This window comes from Kitasatospora sp. NE20-6 (assembly GCF_045862635.1).
This window is the reverse complement of the sequence record NZ_BPRL01000010.1, coordinates 112,046-129,936: the sequence shown is the minus strand read 5'-3', so window position 1 is coordinate 129,936 and position 17,891 is coordinate 112,046. Positions and strand designations below refer to the sequence as shown.

At 74.0% G+C, this 17,891-nt stretch carries 12 protein-coding genes and 1 pseudogene; 3 read left to right on the top strand and 10 right to left on the bottom strand.

What is annotated here, in order from left to right:
• Positions 1–69 precede the first annotated feature (69 nt).
• The 4 genes from pcrA to SNE206_RS11380 form a co-directional block, all read right to left on the bottom strand.
• The gene (gene pcrA, locus SNE206_RS11395) at positions 70–2,649 is read right to left on the bottom strand and encodes a DNA helicase PcrA (RefSeq protein ID WP_407913170.1); all 2,580 of its coding nucleotides are present in this window, start codon (positions 2,647–2,649) and stop codon (positions 70–72) included.
• An 82-nt stretch (positions 2,650–2,731) separates the two neighbouring features.
• Entirely contained in the window at positions 2,732–4,237 is a 1,506-nt protein-coding gene (locus tag SNE206_RS11390) for a glycosyltransferase family 39 protein (RefSeq protein WP_407913169.1), read from the bottom strand.
• Positions 4,238–4,271: 34 nt separating this feature from the next.
• Positions 4,272–5,528, bottom strand: coding sequence for a hypothetical protein (locus SNE206_RS11385; protein ID WP_407913168.1), 1,257 nt, complete (start codon positions 5,526–5,528; stop codon positions 4,272–4,274).
• 63 nt (positions 5,529–5,591) lie between these two features.
• Positions 5,592–6,902 (bottom strand): glycosyltransferase 87 family protein, encoded by a 1,311-nt coding sequence (locus tag SNE206_RS11380; RefSeq protein ID WP_407913167.1) that lies wholly within the window; start codon positions 6,900–6,902, stop codon positions 5,592–5,594.
• 261 nt (positions 6,903–7,163) lie between these two features.
• Here SNE206_RS11380 and SNE206_RS11375 point away from each other — a divergent pair, with 261 nt between their 5' ends.
• Complete coding sequence (locus tag SNE206_RS11375; RefSeq protein ID WP_407913166.1) at positions 7,164–8,501, top strand: acyltransferase family protein; 1,338 nt, start codon at positions 7,164–7,166, stop codon at positions 8,499–8,501.
• A gap of 112 nt (positions 8,502–8,613) precedes the next feature.
• Here SNE206_RS11375 and SNE206_RS11370 read toward each other — a convergent pair whose 3' ends face one another.
• Together SNE206_RS11370 and SNE206_RS11365 are read right to left on the bottom strand one after the other, a co-directional pair.
• Entirely contained in the window at positions 8,614–9,300 is a 687-nt protein-coding gene (locus SNE206_RS11370; protein ID WP_407913165.1) for a LuxR C-terminal-related transcriptional regulator, read from the bottom strand.
• Complete coding sequence (locus SNE206_RS11365) at positions 9,293–10,744, bottom strand: PspC domain-containing protein (RefSeq protein ID WP_407913164.1); 1,452 nt, start codon at positions 10,742–10,744, stop codon at positions 9,293–9,295. The genes SNE206_RS11370 and SNE206_RS11365 overlap by 8 nt, the downstream gene beginning before the upstream one ends.
• A 132-nt stretch (positions 10,745–10,876) precedes the next feature.
• On the opposite strand from SNE206_RS11365, the gene SNE206_RS11360 reads away from it, so the two are divergent.
• Positions 10,877–12,373: a PspC domain-containing protein gene (locus tag SNE206_RS11360; RefSeq protein WP_407913163.1), complete on the top strand. Its 1,497-nt coding sequence runs from the start codon at positions 10,877–10,879 to the stop codon at positions 12,371–12,373.
• Positions 12,370–12,600 carry a hypothetical protein gene (locus SNE206_RS11355; protein ID WP_407913162.1) on the top strand — a complete coding sequence of 77 codons (231 nt, stop codon included), beginning with the start codon at positions 12,370–12,372 and terminating at the stop codon, positions 12,598–12,600. The genes SNE206_RS11360 and SNE206_RS11355 overlap by 4 nt, the downstream gene beginning before the upstream one ends.
• Positions 12,601–12,667: 67 nt before the next feature.
• Here the strand turns inward: SNE206_RS11355 and SNE206_RS11350 are convergent, their stop codons facing one another.
• From SNE206_RS11350 to SNE206_RS11335, 4 genes and pseudogenes are all read right to left on the bottom strand, one after another.
• Positions 12,668–12,952, bottom strand: coding sequence for a ubiquinol-cytochrome c reductase iron-sulfur subunit (locus SNE206_RS11350; RefSeq protein WP_407913264.1), 285 nt, complete (start codon positions 12,950–12,952; stop codon positions 12,668–12,670).
• Between the two features lie 234 nt (positions 12,953–13,186).
• Positions 13,187–13,735: pseudogene (locus tag SNE206_RS11345) on the bottom strand (DoxX family membrane protein); the annotation flags it as partial.
• Between the two features lie 174 nt (positions 13,736–13,909).
• The gene (guaA, locus tag SNE206_RS11340; protein WP_407913161.1) at positions 13,910–15,505 is read right to left on the bottom strand and encodes a glutamine-hydrolyzing GMP synthase; all 1,596 of its coding nucleotides are present in this window, start codon (positions 15,503–15,505) and stop codon (positions 13,910–13,912) included.
• A gap of 927 nt (positions 15,506–16,432) precedes the next feature.
• A complete protein-coding gene (locus SNE206_RS11335) occupies positions 16,433–17,890 on the bottom strand; it encodes a hypothetical protein (RefSeq protein WP_407913160.1) in 1,458 nt (485 codons plus the stop codon).
• Position 17,891 lies beyond the last annotated feature (1 nt).

Below are 17,891 nucleotides of genomic sequence, written 5' to 3'. Positions count from 1 at the left end.
GGGCTCCGGTGGGCCGGGCCCGGTGGGCCGGGCCCGGTGGCTGCGGCCCGGCCGGGCACCGCGGCAGGGTCAGAGCTTCTCGACCGGCGCGTAACGCAGCAGCAGCTGCTTGCGCCCGGTGGAGCCGAAGTCGATCGTCGCCTGCGCCTTGTCGCCGACGCCCTGGGTGGCGACGACCGTGCCGAGACCGAAGGTGTCGTGGGTGACGCGGTCGCCGACGGCGAGCGCCGCCACCTCGCGGTCGGTCACCTTGCGGGCGGTCTTCGCCCAGCCGGGCTGCGGCGCCGCCGTGGTGGAACGCGCGGAGCCCCCGCCGGATCCGTACGACCGGGACGAGCCGGAGGAGGACGGCGAGAAGCCACGGGTGACGGGCGACGCCGACGCACCCTTGCGCTTCCACTCCACCAGCGGCTCCGGGATCTCCTCCAGGAAGCGGGAGGCCGGGTTGTAGGAGGGCTGGCCCCAGGCGCTGCGCAGCACCGAGCGGGTCAGGTAGAGGCGCTGCCGGGCCCGGGTCAGGCCGACGTACGCGAGGCGGCGCTCCTCCTCCAGCTCCTTGACCTGGTTGAGGGCCCGCATGTGGGGGAAGATCCCGTCCTCCATGCCGGTGAGGAAGACCACCGGGAACTCCAGGCCCTTGGCGGTGTGCAGGGTCATCATCGTGATGACGCCCTGGCCCTCCTCGTCGTCCGGGATCTGGTCGGAGTCGGCGACCAGGGCGACCCGCTCCAGAAAGTCGGCGAGCGAGCCGACCGGCGGGGCGCCTTCGGCGTCCTCGCCCTCGGGGCGCTCTCCCGGGTCCTTCTCGTACTCCAGGGCGACGGAGGCGAGCTCCTGGAGGTTCTCGATGCGGGTCTCGTCCTGCGGGTCGGTGGAGGCCTGGAGCTCGGCGAGGTAGCCGGTCTCCTCCAGGACGGCCTCCAGCACCGCGGCCGGGCCTGCGCCGGACTCGACGACCTGCCGCAGGCCCGCCATCAGGGCGTTGAACTTCTTGACGGCGTTGGCGGAGCGCGCGGCCATGCCGTACGCCTCGTCGACGCGCTGCAGCGCCTGCGGGAAGCTGATCCGCTCGCGGGAGGAGAGGGCGTCGATCATCGCCTCGGCGCGGTCGCCGATGCCGCGCTTGGGCACGTTGAGGATCCGGCGCAGCGGCACGGTGTCCTCGGGGTTGGAGAGGACGCGCAGGTAGGCCAGGATGTCGCGGACCTCCTTGCGCTCGTAGAAGCGCACGCCGCCGACGACCTTGTAGGGCAGGCCGACCCGGATGAAGACCTCTTCGAACACGCGGGACTGCGCGTTGGTGCGGTAGAAGATCGCGACGTCGCCGGGGCGGGCGTGGCCGCCGTCGGTGAGGCGGTCGATCTCGTCGGCGATGAACTGCGCCTCGCCGTGCTCGTCGTCGGCGACGTAGCCGACCACCCGCTCGCCCTGGTCGCCGGCCGTCCAGAGGTTCTTCTTGCGCCGGTTGGTGTTGCGCTCGATGACGGCGTTGGCGGCGCTGAGGATGGTCTGCGTGGAGCGGTAGTTCTGCTCCAGCAGGATGGTGGTGGCGTTCGGGTAGTCCTCCTCGAACTGGAGGATGTTGCGGATCGTCGCACCGCGGAAGGCGTAGATCGACTGGTCGGCGTCGCCGACCACGCAGAGCTCGGCCGGGGGGATCTGCGAGAGCCGGGCGGCGGTCGGGTTCACGAAGTCGCCGTCGGCGGTCATCTTCGGGGCGTCGCCGAGGGCACCTCCGGAGAGCTCCCGGACGAGGGTGTACTGGGCGTGGTTGGTGTCCTGGTACTCGTCGACGAGGATGTGCCGGAACCGCCGCCGGTAGTGCTCGGCCACGTCGGGGAAGGCCTGGAGCAGGTTGACGGTGGTCATGATGATGTCGTCGAAGTCGAGGGCGTTCGCCTCGCGCAGGCGGCGCTGGTAGAGCGCGTACGCCTCGGCGAGCTTCTTCTCCATCGGGTTGGAGGCCTGGTCGGCGTAGGTCTCCTCGTCGATCAGCTCGTTCTTGAGGTTGCTGACCTTCGCGGTGAACGACTTCGGCGGGAACTGCTTCGGGTCGAGGTCGAGGTCGCGGCAGACGAGGCCCATGAGGCGCTGCGAGTCCGCCGAGTCGTAGATCGAGAACGACGAGGTGAAGCCCAGCAGCTTCGACTCGCGGCGCAGGATCCGCACGCAGGCGCTGTGGAAGGTCGACACCCACATCGCGCGGGCCCGCGGGCCGACGAGTTCCTCGACGCGCTCGCGCATCTCGCCGGCGGCCTTGTTGGTGAAGGTGATCGCCAGGATCTCGCCCGGCTGCACGCCGCGCGCACCGAGCAGGTACGCGATGCGGTGGGTCAGCACCCGGGTCTTGCCGGAGCCGGCACCGGCCACGATGAGCAGCGGCGAGCCGTGGTGCGCGACGGCCTCGCGCTGCGGGTCGTTCATGCCCGCCAGCAGCTGCTCCGGGTCGATGACCGGGCGGGCCGCACCGTCGCGGTACCACGCGTCACGGTCCGGCGGTGCGGCGTAGTCGTTCTCGAAGAGCCCGTCCGGGATCGCCTCCTCGTACGGCGGCTCCTCGTCCGTCGGGGGCTCGTCCTGGGCGGGGCTCGACCCGGGCGAGGGGCTCTCGAATCCGGGGAGCGGGAGGTCGTCAAAGAGGCTAGTCATGGCCTTCCGAGTGTAGGACCCCCCACCGACGCACCCGGCCGGGTCGGCGGGATCGCGGGCCGGCCGGACATCGCCCGCCCCGTCAGCCGCGCTCCATGAGCGTGACGGTCATGTCGCGTACGGAGGTGCTGGTCTGCTTGGGGAAGACCGAGGTGAGTGCTGCGGTCTGGTCCTTGGGGTAGAAGCCGAGCGGGGCCTTGCCGATGGTGACGGCCCAGACGCGCGGGGTGTCCCCGAGGCAGGCCACGAAGTCGGCGCACAGCTTGGGGTACAGGTCTCCCCGGGTGATCATGTCCTCGGCGACGAGGACGTCCTTGGGACGCACGTCCGCGGGCAGGTAGTAGCCGAGCGATATGTCCAGCATGGAGCTGGCGTAGACGCCGCGGAGGGTGACCATGCCGTCGCCGGGGCGGTAGCCGTGGGCGATCACCGCCGCGGCGGCCCTGATGTCGAAGCTCTCGCGGATGAAGGGCTTGCGCACGGCCCGCTGGTCGGGGACGCAGATGAGCATCAGGAAGGCCAGGGCCAGCGCGATCAGCGGCCGGGGGCGGAGCCTCGTCAGCCCGGCCGCCGCGAGGACCGCCCAGCCCGGCACGGTGAAGAGCAGGTAGCGGTCCAGGAAGTAGGCGGTGCCGCCCTGGGAGACCAGCCACACCAGGGGGATCGGCAGGATGGCGACGAGCCCGAGCTCGATCGCCGGGCGGCGGCCCCGGTGCCACGCCATCGGCAGTACGGCCATCACCAGCACGCACATGCTGTACCAGGCGGACCCGAAGAGGCCCCGCCAGAACCAGTCGACGACGTACTGCACGCTCGGGGAGGTCAGCCAGTCGAGCTGCCGGCCCACCTGGCGGCTGCCGGCGAGGGCGAGCGGCACGGCCGGCAGCAGGCCCGCGGCGCAGGCGAGGGCGAAGCCCACGGCCGTGCGGCGTTCACGGGTGCGGTGCCAGCGCATCGCGACGACGCAGGCGTGCCCGGCCAGGATCGACAGCGAGATCAGGTGGAAGGAGGCCGCGGCGGCCACCGCGAGGCCGTACGGCAGCCACCGGCGCGGACCGGGCCGCTCCAGTGCGCGGAAGAGGAAGAAGGTGGCCGCGGCCACCGCCAGCACGGCGAACGCGTATCCGCGGGCCTCCTGGGCGTACCGGGAGACGGAGGGCGTCAGGGCGAAGACGCATCCGGCGACGAGCCCCGCCGACCGGCCGAAGAGCTTGCGGGCCGTCAGACCGACGAAGCCCGCGGCGGCGGCCATCGCGAACACCGAGGGCAGCCGGAGCGCGACCTCGGAGGTGCCGGCGATCGTCGTCCACCCGTGCATCAGCAGGTAGTACGGGCCAGTGACCGCGTCGACGTGCCGCAGCAGGTCGACGAGGTCCGGGATGCTGCGGTGCGCCGCGCTCCACGTGGCCAGCTCGTCGCGCCAGAGCGCCGAGCGGCCCAGGTGGTACAGCCCGAGGGCGACGGTGAGCAGCACCGGCCAGATCCAGGCCTCGCGCAGGACCCTGTCACCGAGCGAGAGGCGGCCGGGCCGGTCCACGGGCCCGGCGGCCGCCCCCGTGGTGGCGGAGCTCGTCGTACTGGAGGTCATCACACCCTTGCCTCTCGATGGTCGCGCAGGCCGGTCACGGCGAGTTCGGATAGACGAACACCACATAGCCGCCGTAGACGGCGGAGCAGACCGCCGCAGCGGCGATCACCGCGGGCACGGCCCCCCGGGTGCGTACGCGGGCCAGACCCACCGCCACCGGCAGGAGCAGACCGAACGCCGGCATCAGGAAGCGCGCCCGCGAGTTGAAGTAGGCGGCGTCACCGATGGCGAGGATCAGCATCATCGCGCTGAACAGCACCACGGGCAGGGCCTGCCGCTGGACGACGCAGACCACGAAGAGGACGACCGAGACGACCAGGGTGCCCGCGACGACGACGTCGGTCAGCCAGATCGGTCCCGGCACGGTGACCATCCGTCGCAGGACGTGCAGGGTCGAGCGGCCGAGGTCGAAGTGGGACTGCCAGGCGTCCTGCACCCGGAAGTAGCCGTCCCACCGGCCCTTCCGCGTGCCGACCCACGCGATGAAGGCGACGAATCCCAGCGGTGCGAGCGCGCCGCCGGCCAGCGGGCGCCACCAGCCGTCCGCCGTCCCGGCGCGGGCCGTGTCGCGGCGCGCGTGCCGCAGGTGGGTGATGAGGGCCCACAGGGCGGCCAGGCTCACGGCCCCGGCCACCGCGACACCGGTGGGGCGGGTGAGCCCGGCGAGCGAGCTGAGCGTGCCGGCCCAGATCCACCGGCGGGTCACCGCCGCGTACATCGCCCAGGCGGCGAACGCGGTGAAGAGGAGCTCCGAGTAGGCCATGCTCTGGACGACCGCGTACGGTCCCGCGCCCCACAGCAGCACCGCGACGGTCGCGGCCCGGCGGCCGTGGAGCCGGTCGGCGACCGCGAAGATGCCCCAGGCGGCGAGCAGGGCGCCCGCCCAGGCGACGAGCAGGGCCGCGTAGTGCACGGGCAGCGGCAGCAGCCACCAGGTCGCGCGGACGAGCGCCGGGTAGACGGGGAAGAAGGCGTAGGCCTCGTAGGCGCCGAAGGGGCCGGCGACGGGCACCGACCCGGCGTAGCCGTGGACGGCGATGTCCTGGTACCAGTAGGCGTCCCACATGGTCGCCAGCCGGTGCAGTCCCGTGGTGCCGTGCTGGCCGTGCCAGAGCACGACCGCGGCCACGCCCAGCGCCCGGACGAGCAGGTAGCCGAGCAGCGCCGGTGCGGCGCGGCGCACGGCCTGGGCCAGGGCGGCGGCCGGGCGGCGGCCGGGCTGCGGTGTCCCGACGGGACGCGGCGCCACCTCGCGGCGCGGCGTCCGCTCGGAACCGAGCCTGGTGGTCATCGACTGCTCCCCTGGTGCGTCGTGCCGCGGTGCCGCGGACGTCTGATCCGTATCACGCGAACCTCAACCGGTGGCACCGGGCACCGGGTCGGCCGTCTCCGCCCGGCGGCGGCGCGGGACCGAGGACCGCCACAGCCGGACGCAGGCGAGCACGGTGGCGGTGACCAGCAGGACGTTGCGGGCGGCCAGCACGGCGCCGAAGCCCGCGTGCCCGGCGATGACGCTCTGCCAGAACAGCGGGAACTCGACGGTCGTCAGCGCGGTGGCGCCGACGAGGAGAAGGACGACCGGCCGCTGGACGGTACTGCGGTAGCTGAGGCACACCGCGCCGACGCCGACCAGCCAGATGAAGTACTGCGGGCTGATGACCCGGCTGGTGGTGACGAACACGAGCATCGCCGCCAGTGCGGCGTCGGCCGGTGTCGCGTCGGAGAAGACCCGGGCCCGTGCGCGCCAGAGCAGCAGCCACAGGAACCCGGCCACGCTGCACAGCACCATGATCGTGCCGAGCCGCTCGACGTACGGGCCGACGATCTCCAGGGATCCGTAGCGGTAGGAGATCTCGCCGTGGTAGCCGAAGTGGTGCGCCACGAGGAGGGCGCTGCCGGGCAGCGACTCGAACTCGATGCCGCGCCCGCCCTGGGCGTGCAGGAAGTCGAAGGGGCCCTCGAAGAGGAGCGACATGATCGCGGTCAGCGCCACCGCGGACGCGACGAACCCGGCCGCGGCGGACCGGAGGCTCCTGCCCCACGGGACGCCGAACACCGCGAACGCGGGCCACACCTTCACCATGGCGCCGAGCGCGGCGACACCGCCGCCGAGCCAGGGGCGGCCCTGCAGGGTCAGCAGCGCGAGGACGGCGAAGAGGGTGACGATCACGTCGTACCGGGCGTACGGGATGTAGAGCATCAGCGGCAGCGCCAGGATCCAGATCCACGCTCCGGACAGCCTGCGTCCGGGCCTGCTGCCGAACCACAGGAGCGCCGAGACGATCACCAGGTCGGCGAGGAACACCACCACGACGAAGCCCTGGACGTAGTTGACCCCGGGGACGGCCTCGGGCGCGAGGATGACCCCGGCCGCGCCGGGCGGGTACTGCCAGGTCGGATCGCCGATCGGGTAGGACCCGTCGAGCAGGACCGCCGCCCACTTCTCGTACAGCTTGTGGACCTCGCCCTGGGAGTTCTCGTGCGAGGAGAACACCGACATGACCATGAGCAGGCGGGTGCAGGCCCAGTAGCCGAGCGGCGCGAGCACCTGCGACGGCCACGCGGACGGGCTCCAGCGCGGGCGCCGGGCGGCCGCGGTCTCCCGGCCGGGCCCGCCCGCAGCGGGCTCGGGACGCGCGGCGGCGTCGAACGACGTGTCTGGCATGGTGCTCCGTGTGCGGGTTCGGTACGGCGGCGGACGGCGGCAGGCACCCGGCGGGCTGTGACGGAAGTCACGGGCCGCCTCTCGGGCACCGACCCGGGGGAGAAGTCCCATCCCCAATGGCGCGCCCACCATTATGGGCCGTCGGCGCACCGTTCCGTACCACGACCCCGCTTCCGGACGGCACGGACACGGCGGCCGGCCGGGCGGACCGCCCCACGCCGAGCTCCCCAAGGGCCGCACTCGTGGGCTAGCCTCCCAGCCGTGAGTGTCACTGAGCAGCAGAAGACCGAGGCAACGGCGCCTCCATCCGCGGATGCAGCAGCCGCCCGGCCGGCCGGACGCCTGGGCTGGCTCGACGCCCTGCGCGGCGTCGCGGCCATGGTGGTGCCGCTGCACCACTTCGGCGTGCTGAAGCTGGTGCCGCACGGCGCGTACATCGAGCGCCACTTCGACCTGGGCATCTACGCGGTCATGCTGTTCTTCCTGGTGAGCGGCTACATCGTGCCCGCCTCGCTCGAACGGCGCGGCGACGTACGGGGGTTCTGGATAGGCCGAATATTCCGGATCTACCCGCTGGTCGCCGTGACGGTCCTGGCCTCGCTGCTGCTGCCGGACGACTACGCGGCCCTGAACCACACCGTGGTCGAGCACCCCGTCCGCTCGGCACTCGCGAACGGGCTGCTCCTCCAGGAGATGCTGCACGTGCCGAACGCGATCGGCGCGATGTGGACGCTCTGCTACGAGATGGTGTTCTACTTCCTCGTCGCCGCGCTCTTCGTGGTCAACCTGCACCGCAGGAGCGCCTCCATCGCGACGGGGTTCGCCGCCGCGGCCCTGCTGCTGGGCGCGGCCGTCAGCCCCACCATCCTGATCAGCGTCGACCGTGCGTCGACGCGGAACCTCATCGCCGTCGCCGTCGTCGTGGTCGTCGCCTCCCTGGCCGCGATCCTCAGCGGCCGGACGGCCGCCGTCCGGGCGGGATCCCTGGTGCTCGGGCTGCTGGGCCTGGTGCTGGCGCTGGGCAATGCCCGGTCGACGTTCTTCGAGACCATGATGATCTTCGCGACGATGTTCGCCGGCACCGTGATCCACCGCATGGAGAAGGGGCAGCTCGGACGCCTGCCCGGTCTGCTCTGCTGCGGCTTCGTCCTGACGAGCGGCGTGCTGGTCGGCTACCTCTACAACCACGGCGCCGCACTGGACCGCACCTGGACGCACCACTGGGCCGGGTTCTCCCTGCCCTACCTGGCGGCCTGGATCTCGTTCGGTGTCGGCATGCTGCTCCGCCACCGCGCGTTCCCGCGGGTCCTGACCTGGCTCGGCGCCATCAGCTACTCGGTGTACATCGTGCACATTCCGCTGATGTTCGTCGTCTGGTGGGCGCTGAAGGGCTACCACCCGGCGCAGCACGGCGTGGAGAAGTTCGTGCCGGCGCTCGTCTTCGTGGCCACCGTCCTGGTCGTCAGTCACCTGACGTACCGCCTGGTGGAGCTCCCCGGACAGAACCTGGGCCGCCGGCTGACCAAGGCGGTGAACCGGCGGTCCGCCGCGGGCGCCCGGCCCGCCACGGAGCCGCAGGCGGGCCCTGCCGCGCCGTGACGGCACCGGTACGACGCCAGGGCCGGACGGCGGCCGCACAGCGCGGCCGGCGTCCGGGAGGGCCCCTCCGGCGGGCACCGCTGCGGTGCGGCCGCAGCGGTGCCGCGGCGCGTCAGACCAGCCGGCGGGCCGTCGCCCAGCGGGTGAGCTCGTGGCGGTTGCTCAGCTGGAGCTTGCGCAGCACCGCGGAGACGTGGCTCTCCACCGTCTTCACCGAGATGAAGAGCTGCTTGGCGATCTCCTTGTACGCGTAGCCGCGGGCGATCAGGCGCAGCACCTCGCGCTCGCGCTGGGTGAGGCGGTCGAGGTCCTCGTCGACCGGCGGGGTGTCGGTGGCGGCGAAGGCGTCGAGGACGAAGCCGGCGAGGCGCGGGGAGAAGACGGCGTCGCCGTCGGCGATGCGGAACACGGCGTTGACGAGGTCGGTGCCGGTGATGGTCTTGGTGACGTAGCCGCGGGCGCCGCCGCGGATGACGCCGATGACGTCCTCGGCGGCGTCGGAGACGGAGAGCGCGAGGAAGCGCACCCCGCCCTGGTCGCCCATGAGCGGTGCCGAGCGGCGCAGCACCTCGACGCCGCCGCCGCCGGGCAGGTGCACGTCGAGCAGCACGACGTCGGGCCTGGTCTCGGCGACGACCTGCACCGCCGATTCGACGTCGTCGGCCTCGCCGACCACGTCGATGCCGGTGGCCTCGGTGCGGCCGATCTCGGCGCGTACGCCGGTGCGGAACATCCGGTGGTCGTCCACCAGGACGACGCGCGCGATGCGCTCCGGCCCGGTGCCCCCTGTGTCAGTCATCTGCCCTCTCCATCTCCAGCTCGACCTCGGTGCCGCCGCCCGCCGCGGGCCGCACGCGTGCGGTGCCGCCGTTGCGCTTCATCCGGCCGACGATCGACTCGCGGACACCCATCCGGTCCTCGGGCACGGACTCGGGGTCGAAGCCGGGGCCGTGGTCGCGTACGAACACCGACACCGTCCTCCCCTCCACCTCCGCGTAGACCTGGACCGGTCCCCCGCCACCGTACTTGGCCGCGTTGACCATCGCCTCCCTCCCGGCCTGCATCTGTGCGGCGATCCGCTCGTCCATCGGGCAGTCGCCGACGCAGACGAGCTCGACGGGCACGCCGTGGCGGTCCTCGACCTCGGCGACGATCGCGCGGACGTGCTCGGCGAGGGTGTCGGGGGCGGCCTCGGCGACGGCCTCCGGGCGGTACAGCCAGAGGCGCAGTTCGCGTTCCTGGGCGCGGGCGAGGCGCAGCACCTCCTTGGGGTCCTCGGCGCGGCGCTGGATGAGGGTGAGGGTGTGGAGCACCGAGTCGTGGACGTGGGCGGCGATCTCGGCGCGTTCCTGGGCGCGTATGCGGGCGGTGCGCTCGGCGCCGAGGTCCTGCCACATGCGCAGCGCGTACGGGCCGACGAGGACGAGCATGCCGGCGACGACGGCGACGGAGGCCTCGATGACGGAGGCGACGGTGGAGCCGCTGCCCTGGAGGACGAGGAAGCCGACGATGCCGGCGACGACGAACAGCACGCCGGCGCCGACGCGGACGAAGGCGCTGCGGCGCTTCGACCCCTCCTCCAGGCCGAACCAGCGCTGCCAGCGGGAGTCGTCGGCCTGCCGCCAGACCAGGGCGACGCCGACGCCGATGGTGAGCAGCGGCCAGACGTAGGGCTTGGCGGTCTGGATGTGGAGGGCGTTGAGGAGGGCGATGACGCCGACGACGAGCAGGAGGAGGGCGATCAGCTGGCCGAGCCCGCCTCCGGCGCGTCCGGTGCCGGCGGCGGCCGCGGCGGCGTCGGGGGCGGGTTCGTCGCCGGGCAGGCCGTGGAAGGTGCGCTGCAGCAGGTCGCGGAGGCGGGCGATGCCGCGGCGGCGGCCCTTGGTGGGGCCGTCGACGGGGCGGGTGCCGGCGCCCACGCCGACGCGGACGAAGGCGCCGTCGACGTAGGCCCACTGCGTGGCCGCGCCGGGGGCGGGTTCGCCGATGCCGATCGGCACGACGAACCAGAAGGCGGCGTAGAGGAGGGCGCCGATGCCCTGGGCGAAGAAGAGCAGCACGAACGCGCCGCGCACCCAGCTGACGGGCAGGCCGAGGTGGACGGCGAGGCCGTGGGCGACGCCGCCGAGCATCCGCCCGTGCGGGCTGCGGTAGAGCCTGCGGAACGGTGGGCCGTCCGGCGCCGCGGGGGCCGCCGGGGTGTCGGTCTCGGGGTGCTGGGTCTCGCTGCCGGGTGCTGCCACGCCACAGATGGTCACACGCGCGCGGGGGCGGGTGCATCAGGGTCGGCCCCGGAAGTCCCTCAGGGACGAATCAGGGTACGTCCGGGGCCGCGGGCGGTTGGGCGGGGGCGTCGCAGCCCGCAGGATGGTGCCATGACCGATGAGGAGAGCACGGCCGGGGCCGGGACGGCCGCCGCACCGTCCGGGGACGCACCGCCGGAGGCGCAGCGCCCGCCGCTGACGCGCAGCGGGCAGCACCGGGTGGTGGCGGGCGTGTGCGGGGGGCTGGGGCGGCATCTGGACATCGACCCGGTGGTGTTCCGGGTGGTCGTCGCGGTGCTGTGCCTGTCGGGCGGGCTCGGCCTGTTCCTGTACGGGCTGGCGTGGCTGGTGGTGCCGCGGGAGCCGGTGGACGGCGAGCCGGGCCGCACCGAGCTGCAGCGGGTGCTGACGGGCCGGGTGGACGGGCAGTCGATCGGCGCGGTGCTGCTGACGGTGATCGGCACGGGGGTGTTCTTCTCGTCGATGGGCGACGGCGGGCAGCTGTTCCCGCTGCTGCTGCTGGGCGCGCTGGTGTTCCTGGCCGTCCGGTACGACCCGGAGCGGCGGCGGGCCCGCGGCGGCCGCGGGGGACGCCCGTCGGGGGCGCCGGACGGCCCGTACGACCGTCCGGAGGAGCCGGTCGAGCAGTTGGACTGGCGGACGTGGCAGCACCGGTTCGGCCACGGCGTGCAGGCGGAGTGGCTGGCCCGCAAGGCGGAGGTGCAGGAGCGGATGCGGGCCGCGCACGAGGCGTACGCGGCCCGGATCGTGCAGGGCGGTGGCGGCGGGGGGCCGGCGCCGTCGGACACGCCGCCGCCGGGTCCGAGCGGCTACCTGTGGGATCCGCGGCACCCGGAGCGCAACCCGTACGGCGGGCCGACTCCGCCGCCGGGGGTTCCGGCGCAGGCGTGGTGGCAGCGGGCGGACCTGCCGGAGGGCGATCCGCTGCGCAAGCCGTCCGCTTCCGCGCCGGTCCGGCCGGCGGCGCGGAAGCGGCACCGCGAGGGCGGGCTCGGGCCGGTCGGCGTGCTGCTGGCGGCCGGGGCGGGGGCGCTCGCGTGGCTGGTGACGGACCGCCACGGGGGGCCGGTGCACATCGCCACCGTGCTGGCGGCGGCGCTGCTGGCGCTCGGGGTGGTGATGCTGTTCGGTGCCCGCTACGGGCGGGCGCGGGGGCTGACGGTGCCGGCGCTGGTGCTGGTGCTGGTGCTGGCCGTCGCGGGGGGTTCGGCCTCGGCGCTGCGGGCCGGGGTCGGTGACCGCCTGTGGGTGCCGGCCACGGCGGCGGCCCTGCAGGAGCACTACGACCTGGGCGCGGGTGACGCGACGCTCGACCTGACGCGGCTCGACCCGGCGGGGGCGGAGCTCGGCACGGAGGTGCGGCTGGGCGCGGGTGATCTGACGGTGCTGCTGCGGCCCGACGTGGAGGTGCGGCTGACGGTGCGGAGCCTGGCGGGCGACATCACGCTGCCGGACGGCCAGCAGATCTCCGGTCTCGGCAACTCGCACCGGGTCACCTTGCCCCCGGCGGACGGTACGGCTTCGCACGGCACGCTCGACCTCACGCTGAAGGCCGGGGTCGGAGACATCAAGGTGGTCCAGTCATGAGGAAGCACCGGCTCGACGTGTTCTCGCTGATCTCGGGGGTGCTGTTCACGGCGGTCGCCGGGGTGTACCTGGTGGCGTCGCTGAACGACCGGACGGTCAACGGGCGGATCGTCATCCCCGTCACCCTGATCACGCTGGGCGTGGCCGGGCTGGCGGGCGCGGTGACGGCCGTGGCGCGGCGGGGCCGCGGCGACGAGCTGCCGCCGCCCCCGCCGGAGGAGGCCTGACCTCGGTCCGGGCGCCGGGGGGCGTCCGGACCGCGGCCGTGCGGGTACGGCCCGCGGCCCGGGCGGGTCAGCTCTGCTGGGCGCCGAGTTCCAGCCGGTCGCCGTTGCGGGTGACGGTGTACCTGGGGAGCGGTTTGGTGGCCGGGCCGTTGAGCACGGCGCCGGTCTTCGCGTCGAAGCGCGAGCCGTGGCAGGGGCAGTACAGGTTCCCGTCGCGCGGCGCGTCGACGGTGCAGCCGGAGTGGGTGCAGATCGCGGAGAAGCCGCAGTACGTGCCGGCCGCCGGCTGCACGATGTAGACGGCGTCGCCGCTGGCGGGGTCCTTGACCTGGGAGGAGCCGCCGACCGGCACGTCGGAGGCGGCCACGGTCACCGCGGCGCCGCCCTGCGCGGGGGCGGGGTTGGTCGAACCGGGGGTGCCGGGCGTGGAGGGGCCGGCCGGGCCGGCGGTGGAGGCCGTGCGGTCGCGGCCGAAGGTGGCGGTGAGGGAGCCGGCGAGCAGGCCGGCGCCGCCGAGGGCGACGGCGGCGATCCCGCCGTCGAGCAGGGCCCGCCGGCGGACGGCGTCCTCGGCGAGGCCGCGGCGGCGGTCGCGTTCGGCGCGCCGCGCGAGGTAGCCGTCGACGGAGAGGTACGGCGTGCCGCCGAGGAGGATCGGTGTCCAGGCCATCAGGTAGACGAGGTCGTTGCCGAGGTAGTACGGCGAGACGTTCCAGCTGACGGTGAGGAAGAGCATCAGGCTGATCGCGGTGCCGCCGAGGGCGGCGACCCGGCCCCAGAGGCCGAGGAGGGTGCCGAGGCCGACGGCGAGTTCGCCGAAGGCGACGAGGAGCGCGAAGAAGGTCGGCTGGTCGAGGGCGGGCCCGAGGGCCCAGCCGATCGGGCTGGCGCCCTTGACGGCCTGGGTCTGGGAGACGAACGAGGCGGGGTCGGCGGCACCCGCGAGGTAGTGCGCGTCGGAGAGCTTGTCGAAGGCCGCGTAGACGAAGGTGATGCCGAGGAAGAGCCGCAGCGGCAGCGTCGCGTAGCGGCTCGCGGTGCGCTGCCAGGCCGCCCGGCCCTCCGGGGTGCGCAGCGACGGCGTGCGCCGCGCGGTGTCGTCCGGCCGTCCGTGTCCGTCGTGCGCCCCGGTCATCCCGATGCCCTTCCCTCGCGGCCTGCCAACTGCTGACAGGTCCGGTCCGATTCTGCCCGTTGTGGTGCGTCTTCCGTGGCAGGTCCTGCGGCGTACGCAGCCGCGCCGCCACTCCCTCGTACGGAAGCGGCGGCGCGGATGTTCAATCGGCCTGCGGAGAACCGGCCGGTGGGATCACTCCCACTCGATGGTGCCCGGCGGCTTGCTGGTGATGTCGAGGACGACGCGGTTCACGTCGCGGACCTCGTTGGTGATGCGGGTGGAGATCCTGGCCAGCACGTCGTACGGCAGCCGCGACCAGTCGGCGGTCATGGCGTCCTCGGACGAGACCGGGCGCAGCACGATCGGGTGGCCGTAGGTGCGGCCGTCGCCCTGGACGCCGACGCTGCGGACGTCGGCGAGCAGCACGACCGGGCACTGCCAGATCTGCTGGTCGAGGCCGGCCGCGGTGAGCTCCTCGCGGGCGATGGCGTCGGCCTCGCGGAGCAGGTCGAGACGCTCCTCGGTGACCTCGCCGACGATGCGGATGCCCAGGCCGGGGCCGGGGAACGGCTGGCGCTGGACGATCTCGGCGGGCAGGCCGAGCTCCTGGCCGACCATCCGGACCTCGTCCTTGAACAGCTTGCGCAGCGGCTCGACGAGCTGGAACTGCAGGTCCTCGGGGAGGCCGCCGACGTTGTGGTGCGACTTGATGTTCGCGGTGCCGGTGCCGCCGCCGGACTCGACGACGTCCGGGTAGAGCGTGCCCTGGACGAGGAAGTCGACGGACTCGCCGTGCTCGCCCGCCTCGGCGACGATCTCGGCCTGCGCCTGCTCGAAGACCCGGATGAACTCCCGGCCGATGATCTTGCGCTTCTGCTCCGGGTCGCTGACGCCGGCCAGCGCGGTCAGGAACCGCTCCTTGGCGTCGACGACCTTCAGCTGGACGCCGGTGGCGGCCACGAAGTCCTTCTCGACCTGCTCGGTCTCGCCCTTGCGCATCAGGCCGTGGTCGACGTACACGCAGGTGAGGCGGTCGCCGATGGCCTTGTTGACCAGGGCGGCGGCCACCGCGGAGTCCACGCCGCCGGAGAGGCCGCAGACGGCGCGCTTGTTGCCGACCTGCGCGCGGATCAGCGCGACCTGCTCGTCGACGACGTTGTGGGTCGTCCAGTCGGGCGCGATGCCGGCGCCGCGGTAGAGGAAGTGCTCCAGGATCTGCTGGCCGTGGTCGGAGTGCAGCACCTCGGGGTGGTACTGCACGCCGTAGAGCCGCTTCTCGTCGTTCTCGAAGGCGGCGACCGGCACCACGGCGGTGGAGGCGGTGACGGTGAAGCCCTCGGGCGCGGCCGAGCAGGCGTCGCCGTGCGACATCCACACGGAGTGCTGCGCGGGCACGCCCTCGAAGAGCGTCGAGCCGCTGCGCGAGACGGCGAGCGGGGTGCGGCCGTACTCGCGGGCACCGGTGTTGTCGACGGTGCCGCCGAGGGTCACGGCCATCAGCTGGAAGCCGTAGCACATGCCGAAGACCGGCACGCCGGCCTCGAAGATCGCACGGTCGAGCCGGGGGGCACCCTCGGCGTAGACCGACGACGGCCCGCCGGAGAGGATGATCGCCTTCGGGTTCTTGGCGAGCATCTCGGCGACCGGCATGGTGCTCGGCACGATCTCGCTGTAGACCCGCGCCTCACGCACCCGGCGGGCGATGAGCTGGGCGTACTGGGCACCGAAGTCGACGACCAGGACGGTGTCGTTCTCAGGTACGGACTGGTCCGGGGAAGCAGAGGACACGGACGGCCTTCCGGCGGGGGTGGTGAGGAGTCTGGGGCCGAGTCTACCGGGCGGCTCGAACGCTCAGGTTTCACCCGCTTGCCGACCTCCCCCGCCGTGACCGCACCGGGCGCGGAATCGTTGCACCCGACGACCGTACGACCGCACCGCGCCCGCCAGGCCGGGGAGGCACCGCACGGTCGGCAGGACCACGCGTGGATCCCGATCCGGTCCACCGCTGCGCGTGGCGGGCCCGGCCCGCCGTGGGACCGCGCCGCGGTGCGGCTGCCGGGCAGCAGGGGACAGCGACCCCGGCCGCGACCGGACGGAACCGGCGGGTGGGGCGGTCGGCGCCGGCGCCGACCGCCCCACCCCCAGGACGTCGCACCCCGGCCCGTGCCCCCGGGCCGTACCACCCCTCGGCCCTCCCGTCCCACCCCTCGGCCTCCGGGCGCACGCCCCTGTGCGCCCCGGCTGCAACTACTACGGAGCGTAGTGGAAGCTCCCGTGCCCGAACCGACCGTACGGCGTGCCCGCGTCCACGACCGGCCCGGGAACGGAGGGATCACCACCGGGAAACGGACTGCGCCGAACTGTGCCGAACCGGTTGCACTGCACGGCTTCCGTCCATCACGATGCTGGTTGTGGGGGTTGGCCGACCGCCTGTCGACGGCGGCGTGCACCGGGCCCGGGCATTCGACCGGACCGGCGCCGACAACGGTTGTCACCTCACGCTCCGTGAGGGCCGCACCCGGCCCGCGCACGCGGCACGGCCCCGCACACCCGCGGGCGGCCACCGCGTACCAAGCCATCCGACGAGACGGCGCACTTCCCCCGGCGCCGTCGCCCAGCACACCGGCGCAGCCCTGACGCCGTGTGCTGAACGACAAAGGGCCCCGTTCCCCCGCGGGGCCCTTTGCCCTGTCCGGGGCCGGCCGTCGCGCGGTGTCAGTCGCGGGTGCGCCAGTCCATCACCTCGGACGCGTACGGCACGGCCGGCGGCTCCGGGGCGGCCTCGGGCTCCGCGGAGGGCTCGGGCCCGTCGGCAGGGGGCGCGCCGATGAGCACGCGCGCCGGCCGGACCCTCGCGAACACCACCGGCAGCGCCAGCGCCCCGACCGCGGACCACACCGCGTTCGCCACCAGCACGCCGGCCACCCCCAGCGACCACGCCTGCCCCTGCAGGGTCGGCTCGAAGCCGTAGGAGTGCCGCTCGGAGCCGCCCGCCACCGCCATCAGGGCGCTCAGCAGCAGCGCGTGCAGCACGGCCGCCCGCAGCCGGGCACCGCGGCCCAGCCGCAGCCGGTGCACCCACCCGGCCAGCACCAGGGCGGCCGCCACGGCGGCGAGCACCGTCCACCACGCCCAGGGCACGGCGCCCGGGTGCAGCAGGGAGAACCCCTCCGCGCCCCTCTCCTCGCCGGCGCCCCACCGCTCCACCCGCATCTGCGCCCCGGAGCCGAACGCCAGCAGGAAGAGCCCGCCGTTGACCGCCAGCGGCACGACCACCCACATCGCCACGCCGTCGCCCTGCGCCACCGCCAGGACCACCACGGCGGCCCCCGCGAACACGACGGACGTCCCGGCCGCACCCGCCGCCGCCCGCGCCGCGGCCCACCACGGCGCCACGCGGGGCAGGTCCGCCACCCGGCCGTGCACCGCCAGGGCCGTCGCACCGGCCAGCAGCACCACCACCGGAACGGTCGGCCACAGGCCCGGCTCCACCAGGTAGGAACCCCGGCGCGGGAAGTCCGGGAAGACCGGCAGGCGCACCCGCCCGGCCAGAGCGAGCAGCAGCACGACGACACCTGCGAGCACCCCGGTCCTGCCCGCTTCCTCCACGGCCGCACGGGCGTCCGCCGGAGTGCTGCGGCGACGCCCGGCGGCCCGCAGGCCGAGCCACAGCAGGGCCGTCCACAGGGCGGTCAGCAGCAGCACGGCGGCGGACGTCACCTGGGAGTTCAGCATCAGCATGCCGTCCGAATCACCCGCCGACCGGGTCTCCGTGGCGGCGCCGAACGCGGCGAGCACCCGCGCCAGGCAGACCCGGAACCGGGAGCCGTAGTCCCCCGCCGGGAAGCCGACCGACTCGGACTGCGCCAGCAGCGCCGCCGCCGCCAGCAGCAGCGCCGTCGGGGCGAGCAGCGCCCGCGCGGCGGGAGCCCAGGGCGCGAGGGCCCGGCCGAACGCCGCCGGCCCGCCGCCGCGCGGCTCGTACGGGACGCCGCGGCCCCAGCGGCCCGCGGCGGACGCCGCACCGCTGCCGGCCTCCGCCTCGACCACGCCGATCAGCCCGGCGGACACCGGTTCGCCGGGCTGATCGGCCCGGTCGAAGGACCTCCCGCAGTTCGCGCAGCTCCGTGCCCAGCCCGCCGACGCCGCCCCGCAGCCCGTGCAGATCGCCATG

Bases quoted from the DNA above. Each gene is read 5' to 3' on its own strand.
- SNE206_RS11360 (WP_407913163.1), top strand. From the start codon at position 10,877: ATGACCGATGAGGAGAGCACGGCCGGGGCCGGGACGGCCGCCGCACCG.
- SNE206_RS11370 (WP_407913165.1), bottom strand. From the start codon at position 9,300: ATGACTGACACAGGGGGCACCGGGCCGGAGCGCATCGCGCGCGTCGTC.
- SNE206_RS11380 (WP_407913167.1), bottom strand. From the start codon at position 6,902: ATGCCAGACACGTCGTTCGACGCCGCCGCGCGTCCCGAGCCCGCTGCG.
- SNE206_RS11355 (WP_407913162.1), top strand. From the start codon at position 12,370: ATGAGGAAGCACCGGCTCGACGTGTTCTCGCTGATCTCGGGGGTGCTG.
- SNE206_RS11390 (WP_407913169.1), bottom strand. From the start codon at position 4,237: ATGACCTCCAGTACGACGAGCTCCGCCACCACGGGGGCGGCCGCCGGG.
- SNE206_RS11335 (WP_407913160.1), bottom strand. From the start codon at position 17,890: ATGGCGATCTGCACGGGCTGCGGGGCGGCGTCGGCGGGCTGGGCACGG.
- SNE206_RS11385 (WP_407913168.1), bottom strand. From the start codon at position 5,528: ATGACCACCAGGCTCGGTTCCGAGCGGACGCCGCGCCGCGAGGTGGCG.
- pcrA (WP_407913170.1), bottom strand. From the start codon at position 2,649: ATGACTAGCCTCTTTGACGACCTCCCGCTCCCCGGATTCGAGAGCCCC.